Consider the following 8,564-nt stretch of genomic DNA (forward strand, 5'->3'; position numbering starts at 1 on the left):
GGGCGGCGCTCTCCTCCCGAAGGAGGAGAGGACGGCAACTAGGCCAGCTTGATCTCGCGCAGCCGCTGCTGGAGGAACTCATCAGCGGTGATCGACTCCGGATAGCGGTCCGGGTTTTCCGGCGTGATGCAGCCGGGCAGGGTCTTGATCTCGTAGTCCGACGCGAAGTGCAGGAAAAACGGCGTCGAGTAGCGCGGGATGTGACGGCGCTCGGGCGGCGGGTTCTGCACGCGGTGGATCGTCGAGGGCAGGACGTGGTTGGTCAGGCGTTCCAGCATGTCCCCGATATTGACGACGATGCAGCCCGGCGGCGGATTGATCGGCAGCCAGTCGCCGTTGCGGTCCAGCAGCTCCAGACCGCCCTCCTCGGCGCCCATCAGCAGGGTGATGGTGTTGATGTCGCCGTGCGCGCCGGCCCGCACGCCCGTGGCGTCGATCGGGATCGGCGGATAGTGCAGCAGGCGCAGGACGCTGTTGCCGTTCTCGATGGTGGGCTTGAAGAAGCTTCTGTCCAGCTTCAGATAGACGGCGATCGCCTCCAGCACCTTGCCGCCCATGGCGTCCAGCGCGTTGTAGAACCACGACACGTCATGCTTGAAGGCCGGGATCTCGGCCGGCCAGACATTGTCGGCCATGGTGGCGCGGAACCGGTGGCCGGCCGGCAGGTCGCGGCCCATGTGCCAGAATTCCTTCAGGTCATGGTGGGTGGCGCCCTTGGCGGTCTCGACGCCGAACGGGATATAGCCCCGCGCGCCACCCTTGATGCCGGCATAGTGCGTCTTAATGTCGACCGGCAGGGCGAAAAAGGCCTTGGCGTCCGAGAGGGCCGCGTCGATGCGGGCCTGATCCAGATCATACTCCGACAGCACGGCGAAACCGTAGCGCTCGAACGAGGCGCCCAGAGCCTGGGAGAAGCCCTCGAAGTCCTTGCTGTAGAGCGTGAAGGAGACCGGTTCGATCGCGGACGTGGACACAGGGCTAAACCTTGGAAATTAGTAAGTCGGGGCTTACTACACCGGGAAACGTCCGGAACGAAGACCCGTTCATCGTCGGGTCATGTCGCAGGATGGAACTTGACCATGAGCGAGGCGTTTGCGTTCTCGATGATCAAGCGTGAGCACACGCACCGGACCTGAACACGGAAGACCACGGCCATGATGATGAAGAAGACTGCGCTTGTTGCGCTGCTGATGGGCGCAGCCGCCCTGACCGCCTGCACCACCACCGACCCCTACACCGGCATGCCGGTGCGCAACAACACCGGCACGGGCGTGCTGAGCGGGGCCGGGGTCGGCGCGGTGCTGGGCTATCTGACCAACACCAATTCGGGCGAGCAGGGTCGCAAGAACGCCCTGATCGGCGCAGGCATCGGCGCCCTGGCCGGCGGCGCGGTCGGCAACTATATGGACCGTCAGCAGGCTGACTTCCGCCGCAGCCTGGAAGGTTCGGGCGTGATGATCCGCCGCAACGGCGACCAGATCGTTCTGGTCATGCCCAGCGACGTGACCTTCGCCGTTGACCAGTCGGACGTGCAGCCGCAGTTCACCCGCGTGCTCGACGACGTCGCCCGCACCCTGAACGCCTATCCCCAGACCACCATCGACGTCGTCGGCCACGCCGACAGCAGCGGCCCTGACGCCTATAACCAGACCCTGTCGGAGCGCCGGGCCAGCTCGGTGGCCAGCTATCTGGTCGGCGCCGGCCGGGTTCTGGGCGACCGCGTTTTCGTGGCCGGCATGGGAGAACGCCAGCCGATCGCCGACAACGGCACCGCCGAGGGCCGCAGCCAGAACCGCCGGGTCGAGATCGTTCTGCGCCCGATCACGTAGTCGTTTGCCGAGAGGCTGCTCCCCCTCTGGGGGAGCTGTCGCGAAGCGACTGAGGGGGCTAATGCGGCCTGTGCCGTGATGGCCCCCTCCGGCCCTCTGGGCCACCTCCCCCAGAGGGGGAGGATCTTGCGGCCCTACTCCGCCCCTTCTTTCTCCGCCCGCTCGCGTAGTTCCTGCTCCAGACTGGCCGTATCCCACGCTCCGCCGGCGTCGCCCGGACGCAGGCGCGACAGGTCGGCGGCCAGCAGGCGATCCATCGTCTGGGCGGCGTCGCGCGAGGCCAGGATATAGGCCTCTTCCTGACCCCACATCGGACGCAGCTCCTCGAAGGTGCGCCGGTCGTGATGGCGGAAGAACGAGGCGGCGCGATGCGCGCGGTGGGCGCGGAAACCCAGCTTCTGCAAGGCGGTCTGGCCCAGGGCCAGGGCGGACTCGAAGGTCTCGCGCTCGACCGCGTCGGCGCCGTTGGCCAGCAGATCATAGGCATGACGCCGGTCCCAGGCCCGGGCCAGGATCACCAGGTCGGGAAAGGCCTTGCGAGCGGTCTCGACCAGTTCGACCGTCTTTTCCCGATCATCCAGGGCCACGATCAGCATCCGGGCCCGTTCGATGCCTGCCGCGCGCAACAGGTCCATGCGGGTGGCGTCGCCATAGTGCACCCGGCGGCCGAAGCGGCGCAACAGGTCGATCTGCTCGATATCGCTGTCCAGAACCGTCGAGCGGAAGCCGTTGGCAGTCAGCAGGCGGCCGGTGATCTGACCGAACCGTCCGAAACCGGCGATGATGATGTCGGGCTCGCCGTCGTCGAAATCGCCCGTATCGGGCGTGACATCGGCGATGGCCGCGTCCATGGCGTCGGCGACCCGCTCATACAGAATCATGGCCAGCGGCGTCAGGGCCATGGAAACGGCCACGGCGGCGGTGAGCAGGGCCGCCAGTGTGGCGCCGATCACGCCGGCCCCGACCGTGAAGGTCAGCAGCACGAAAGCGAATTCCCCGCCCTGGGCCAGGGCCGTGGCCACAGCAGCGGCGCCGCGCAGGGGCGCGCCAAACAGCCGGGCCAGACCCAGCATGACCAGGAACTTCAGCACCATCAGGCCCAGCACCAGGCCCGCCAGGGTCAGCGGCTGGCTGGCGATCAGCGGAAGGTCGACGCCCGCGCCCACGGTGATGAAGAACAGGCCCAGGAGCAGACCCCGGAAGGGCTCGATATCCGTCTCAAGCTCGCGCCGGAACTCGCTTTCGGCCAGCACCACCCCGGCCAGGAAGGCGCCCAGCGCCGGCGACAGTCCGACCATCTGCATCAGGCTGGCCACCCCGACCACGATCAGCAAGGCCGAGGCGGTGAAGATCTCGCGCAGGCGGGCCTTGGCGATGAAGCGGAACAGCGGCCGAACCAGATAGCGCCCGCCGCCGACCACGGCGCCGACAGCGGCAAGGACAGACAGGCCCTGGGCCCAGATCGGCAGATGCGAGACCAGGCTGGCGGCATGGCCGCCGGCGTCGCCATGCACAGGCGGCGCGATGGTGGCCAGCAGCGGCAGCAAGGCGAACATCGGGATCACCGCCAGGTCCTGCAGGAGCAGGATCCCGAAGGCGGCGCGACCGACCGGCCCTTGCCTCAGGCCCTTTTCGTCCAGGGTCTGGAGCACGATGGCGGTCGACGACATGGCCAGCACCATGCCGACCGCCAGGGCCGTCTGCCAGGGCAGGCCCAGCAGCATCGAGACGCCGGCGATGGCCGCCGAGGTGACCACCACCTGCGCGCCGCCGAAGCCGAAGATCGCCTTGCGCATGTCCCACAGGGTGGAGGGCTGAACCTCCAGTCCGATCAGGAACAGCAGGATGACGACGCCGAACTCGGCGAACTGCATCACGTCGGCCTGGGCGCCGATCAGGGACAGGGCGTGGGGGCCGATGATGACGCCGGCGATCAGATAGCCCAGCACCGAGCCCAGCCCCAGCCGTTTGGCGATGGGCACCGAGATCACGGCCGCGCCGAGATAGAACAGGGTCTGGGTGAGGAAGGATTGCATGGCTCAGACCTCCAGTGTCTTCGGGAGAAGCGAGGCGATCCGCGCCTTGTAGCGCTCGGCCTCGGCCTTCAGCGCCGCGTCGTCCTTGACCGCCGCGCCATGCACGACGAAGGGCGTCTCCCAGACCATGCCGCACAGGTGGGCGGTCTGTTCCAGCGGCCTGAGGAACTCGTCCATCGTGAAGCGATTATAGCCCTGGGCGTGATAGGCCTTGGCGCTGGCCCCCGTTGTGCAGGCGACGAACAGACGCTTGCCGACCAGGGCCGCCCCGTCCTCGCCATAGGCAAAGCCGTGCAGCCAGACCAGGTCCAGCCACTCCTTCAGCAGGGCCGGCGTCGAATACCAGTACAGCGGGAACTGCAGGGCGATCACGTCATGGGCCACCAGCGAAGCCTGTTCGGTCTCGATATCGATCGCGAAATCGGGATAGGTCTCATAGAGGTCGCGATAGCTGACGCCGGAAAGACCCTTGGCAGCCTTGGCCAAGGCCCGATTGGCGCGAGACCGTTCAAGCGCGGGATGGGCCAGAACCAGCAGCACACCAGAGGTGGCGGGCGCAGCGGCGGCGGTGCTAGCCTCGGCCCGGGTTTCGTGAGCGTTCAAGCGGCGTCTCCCGGTGTCGGATTTTTATTCATCAAGGGTTGAATTTCTTTGGTCGCCGGGCGAGACCCTTCGCCAAACATCGGCATGCCAAAGGCTGGTGACGGAGGATCCATGGTCGACAAGGTGCAGACAGATGCGGTCGAGGCCCTTTCAGGGCTGCTGTTCGACGGCATGACCATCATGGCCGGAGGCTTTGGGCTCTGCGGCATTCCGGAAAACCTGATCGCGGCGATCCGCGAGACGGGGGTCAAGGACCTCACGGTCGTCTCCAACAATTGCGGCGTCGACGGCTTTGGCCTGGGGATCCTGCTGGAGAACCGCCAGATCAAGAAGATGATCTCGTCCTATGTGGGGGAGAACAAGCTGTTCGAACAACTGTACCTCAGCGGCGAGCTGGAACTGGAGTTTAATCCGCAGGGCACCCTAGCCGAACGCATTCGCGCCGGCGGCGCGGGCATTCCGGCCTTCTTCACCAAGACCGGTGTCGGAACCCTGGTCGCCGAAGGCAAGGAAGTCCGCGAGTTTGACGGCGAGCTCTATGTGATGGAGCGCGGCCTGACCGCTGACCTGTCGATCGTCAAGGCCTGGAAGGCCGACGCCGAGGGCAACCTCGTCTATCGAAAGACCGCCCGCAATTTCAATCCGATGATGGCCACGGCCGGCAAGGCCACCGTCGTCGAGGTCGAGGACATCGTCGCCATCGGCGCGCTCGACAAGGACAACATCCACACCCCCGGCATCTATGTCGACCGGGTGGTGAAGGGCGCGACGTTCGAAAAGCGCATCGAGCGCGTCACTACGCGCCCCAGAGAACAAACGACCAAGGAAGCCGTCTGATGGCCTGGACCCGTGACGACATGGCCGCCCGCGCGGCGAAGGAACTGCGCGACGGCTTCTATGTGAACCTGGGCATCGGCATCCCGACCCTCGTGGCCAACTACATTCCCGAGGGTATGAGCGTCACGCTGCAGAGCGAGAACGGCATGCTGGGCATGGGCCCCTTCCCGTTCGAGGGCGAGGAAGACGCCGACCTGATCAATGCCGGCAAGCAGACGATCACCGAGCTGGACTCCAGCTCGTACTTCTCGTCAGCCGACAGCTTCGCCATGATCCGCGGCGGCCATATCGCCCTGTCGATCCTGGGCGGCATGCAGGTGTCGCAGACCGGCGACCTGGCCAACTGGATGGTGCCTGGAAAGATGGTCAAGGGCATGGGCGGGGCGATGGATCTGGTCGCCGGCGTCAAGCGCGTGGTGGTCGTGATGGACCACTGCGAGAAGTCGGGCGCGCCCAAGCTGCTCAAGGCCTGCTCGCTGCCGCTGACCGGCGCCGGCGTGGTGGATCTGCTGATCACCGAGCTGGGCGTTTTCGAGATCAATCGCGGCAAGACGCCCGTGCGGCTGATCGAACTGGCCCCCGGCGTTACGGTCGATGAGGTCAAGGCCAAGACCGAGGCGGCCTTCGAGGTCGCGATCTAGGGCATTTTCGAGCGAAGTGGATTCCGGTTCGCGAGAAGAAAATGCGTTAAAACAAAGAACTAGAGCTCCGGGCTGACGCAGTCAGGACGGAAAATGCTCTAGTCTGAAGGGCTGAATATTCACGAAGACTGACGCGGCGCGCATCGAAAGGTGCGCGCCGTTCGCGTTTTCTCGCCGCAACACGCAGCACAAACGAAAACGGCCTCCCGAAGGAGGCCGTTCTAGATCTTGGGTGCGGGGACAGGATTTGAACCTGTGACCTTCAGGTTATGAGCCTGACGAGCTACCGGGCTGCTCCACCCCGCGGCGAAGTTGGTAGTTGGTGATCGTGAGGTAGGGGGACTTTGAAGTACGACTTGATTGGCATCCTTTTAGCGGACCTGGCGGCGACCTACTCTCCCGCGCCTTGAGACGAAGTACCATTGGCCCAGGGGGACTTAACGACCGAGTTCGGAATGGGATCGGGTGGGGAACCCCCGGCATAGCCACCAGGTCAGCAAAAAGGATGCGTGCGGCGCTCCGAGGAGCACCGGTTATATCAAGTCGAAGAAGACATCGTATGTCTGAGCTCTACAAAGAGCATTTGCATAGGTTTGGCTGAAGAACGATCAAGCCTATCGAGCTATTAGTACCAGTAAGCTACACGCCTCACAGCGCTTCCACACCTGGCCTATCAACGTGGTGGTCTTCCACGGCTCTCAGCGAGACCTTGTTTTGAGGTTAGTTTCCCGCTTAGATGCTTTCAGCGGTTATCTAGTCCACACTTAGCTACCCTGCTGCACAGCTGGCGCCATGACAGGTCCACCAGAGGTGTGTCCATCCCGGTCCTCTCGTACTAGGGACAGATCCTCTCAAGTCTCGTACACCCACGGCAGATAGGGACCAAACTGTCTCACGACGTTCTGAACCCAGCTCACGTACCACTTTAATCGGCGAACAGCCGAACCCTTGGGACCTGCTCCAGCCCCAGGATGTGATGAGCCGACATCGAGGTGCCAAACTTTGCCGTCGATATGGACTCTTGGGCAAAATCAGCCTGTTATCCCTAGAGTACCTTTTATTCGTTGAGCGATGGCCCTTCCACGCAGGACCACCGGATCACTATGGCCGACTTTCGTCTCTGCTCGACTTGTCAGTCTCGCAGTCAGGCGGGCTTATGCCATTGCACTCGACGACCGATTTCCGACCGGTCTGAGCCCACCATCGCGCGCCTCCGTTACACTTTGGGAGGCGACCGCCCCAGTCAAACTGCCCGCCACGCCATGTCCCGGACCCGGATAACGGGCCGCGGTTAGACGTCAACAACAATAAGGGTGGTATTTCAAGGATGGCTCCACCGAGACTGGCGCCCCGGTTTCATAGCCTCCCACCTATCCTACACATGTTGTTGCTAACGCCAAGGCGAAGCTGCAGTAAAGGTTCATAGGGTCTTTCCGTCTGACCGCGGGAACCCCGCATCTTCACGGGGAATTCAATTTCGCTGAGCCCATGCTGGAGACAGTGGGGAAGTCGTTACGCCATTCGTGCAGGTCGGAACTTACCCGACAAGGAATTTCGCTACCTTAGGACCGTTATAGTTACGGCCGCCGTTTACCTGGGCTTCAGTTCGCTGCTTGCACAACTCCCTTTAACCTTCAGGCACCGGGCAGGCGTCAGACCCTATACGTCGCCTTACGGCTTCGCAGAGCCCTGTGTTTTTGATAAACAGTCGCTACCCCCTGGCCTGTGCCACTCTACTCTGGTTGCCCAAAGCAGAGTCACGCTTATCCCGAAGTTACGCGTGCAATTTGCCGAGTTCCTTCAGCATGGTTCTCTCAAGCGCCTTGGTATACTCTACCTGCCCACCTGTGTCGGTTTCGGGTACGGTCTCCGTTGGAGTTATTTCCAGGGACCTGTTCACTGCCCAGAACAATCCAATAAGCCCAGACAATTTACCAGATCCGTCACTTCCAACTGGTTCAGGAATATTCACCTGATTCCCATCGACTACGCCTTTCGGCCTCGCCTTAGGGGCCGACTAACCCTGCGCAGATTAGCTTTACGCAGGAACCCTTGGGCTTTCGGCGAGAGTGTCTCTCACACTCTTTATCGCTACTCATGTCAGCATTCTCACTTCCGATACCTCCAGCAAGGCTCACGCCTCACCTTCAACGGCTTACGGAACGCTCCGCTACCGCGTGCAGTAAACTGCACACCCATACCTTCGGCGTCTGGCTTGAGCCCCGTTACATTTTCCGCGCAGGTTCGCTTGACCAGTGAGCTGTTACGCTTTCTTTAAATGATGGCTGCTTCTAAGCCAACATCCTGGTTGTCAAAGCAAACCCACATCGTTTCCCACTTAGCCAGAACTTGGGGGCCTTAGATGATGGTTAGGGTTGTTTCCCTTTTCACGACGGACGTTAGCACCCGCCGTGTGTCTCCCGGATAGTTCTCTTGGGTATTCGGAGTTTGATTAGAATTGGTAGAGATCGCTCCCCCCGCATCCATTCAGTGCTCTACCCCCCAAGGAATACGTCCGAGGCACTACCTAAATAGTTTTCGCGGAGAACCAGCTATGTCCAGGTTTGATTGGCCTTTCACCCCTATCCACAAGTCATCCGAGAATTTTTCAACATTCA

At 62.7% G+C, this 8,564-nt stretch carries 6 protein-coding genes, 1 tRNA gene and 2 rRNA genes (1 of these 9 running past the window's edge); 3 read left to right on the forward strand and 6 right to left on the reverse strand.

The genetic code is table 11. The features are described from left to right. Positions 1–38: 38 nt before the first annotated feature. Positions 39–974, reverse strand: a complete 936-nt coding sequence (locus tag ACN2C7_RS19620) for an isopenicillin N synthase family dioxygenase (RefSeq protein ID WP_419319146.1) — start codon at positions 972–974, stop codon at positions 39–41. A gap of 183 nt (positions 975–1,157) precedes the next feature. On the opposite strand from ACN2C7_RS19620, the gene ACN2C7_RS19625 reads away from it, so the two are divergent. Beyond that, the gene (locus tag ACN2C7_RS19625) at positions 1,158–1,829 is read left to right on the forward strand and encodes an OmpA family protein (protein ID WP_419321505.1); all 672 of its coding nucleotides are present in this window, start codon (positions 1,158–1,160) and stop codon (positions 1,827–1,829) included. 134 nt (positions 1,830–1,963) lie between these two features. On the opposite strand, the gene ACN2C7_RS19630 is transcribed toward ACN2C7_RS19625, so the two are convergent. Together ACN2C7_RS19630 and ACN2C7_RS19635 are read right to left on the reverse strand one after the other, a co-directional pair. After that, positions 1,964–3,865, reverse strand: a complete 1,902-nt coding sequence (locus ACN2C7_RS19630; RefSeq protein ID WP_419319147.1) for a monovalent cation:proton antiporter-2 (CPA2) family protein — start codon at positions 3,863–3,865, stop codon at positions 1,964–1,966. A 3-nt stretch (positions 3,866–3,868) separates the two neighbouring features. Then, a complete protein-coding gene (locus ACN2C7_RS19635; protein ID WP_419319148.1) occupies positions 3,869–4,468 on the reverse strand; it encodes an NAD(P)H-dependent oxidoreductase in 600 nt (199 codons plus the stop codon). Between the two features lie 111 nt (positions 4,469–4,579). On the opposite strand from ACN2C7_RS19635, the gene ACN2C7_RS19640 reads away from it, so the two are divergent. Beyond that, positions 4,580–5,305, forward strand: a complete 726-nt coding sequence (locus ACN2C7_RS19640; RefSeq protein ID WP_419319149.1) for a CoA transferase subunit A — start codon at positions 4,580–4,582, stop codon at positions 5,303–5,305. Beyond that, positions 5,305–5,946 (forward strand): 3-oxoacid CoA-transferase subunit B, encoded by a 642-nt coding sequence (locus ACN2C7_RS19645; protein WP_419319150.1) that lies wholly within the window; start codon positions 5,305–5,307, stop codon positions 5,944–5,946. The genes ACN2C7_RS19640 and ACN2C7_RS19645 overlap by 1 nt, the downstream gene beginning before the upstream one ends. A gap of 229 nt (positions 5,947–6,175) precedes the next feature. Here ACN2C7_RS19645 and ACN2C7_RS19650 read toward each other — a convergent pair. From ACN2C7_RS19650 to ACN2C7_RS19660, 3 genes are all read right to left on the reverse strand, one after another. Next, positions 6,176–6,252: transfer RNA gene (locus tag ACN2C7_RS19650), tRNA-Met, on the reverse strand. Between the two features lie 72 nt (positions 6,253–6,324). Further along, positions 6,325–6,439 (reverse strand): 5S ribosomal RNA (gene rrf / locus ACN2C7_RS19655). Between the two features lie 111 nt (positions 6,440–6,550). Then, positions 6,551–8,564, reverse strand: a 23S ribosomal RNA gene (locus ACN2C7_RS19660); it runs 776 nt beyond the window's last position.

Origin of the sequence: Caulobacter sp. ErkDOM-E (assembly GCF_048541895.1) — a bacterium.
Classification (GTDB): Bacteria; Pseudomonadota; Alphaproteobacteria; order Caulobacterales; family Caulobacteraceae; genus Caulobacter.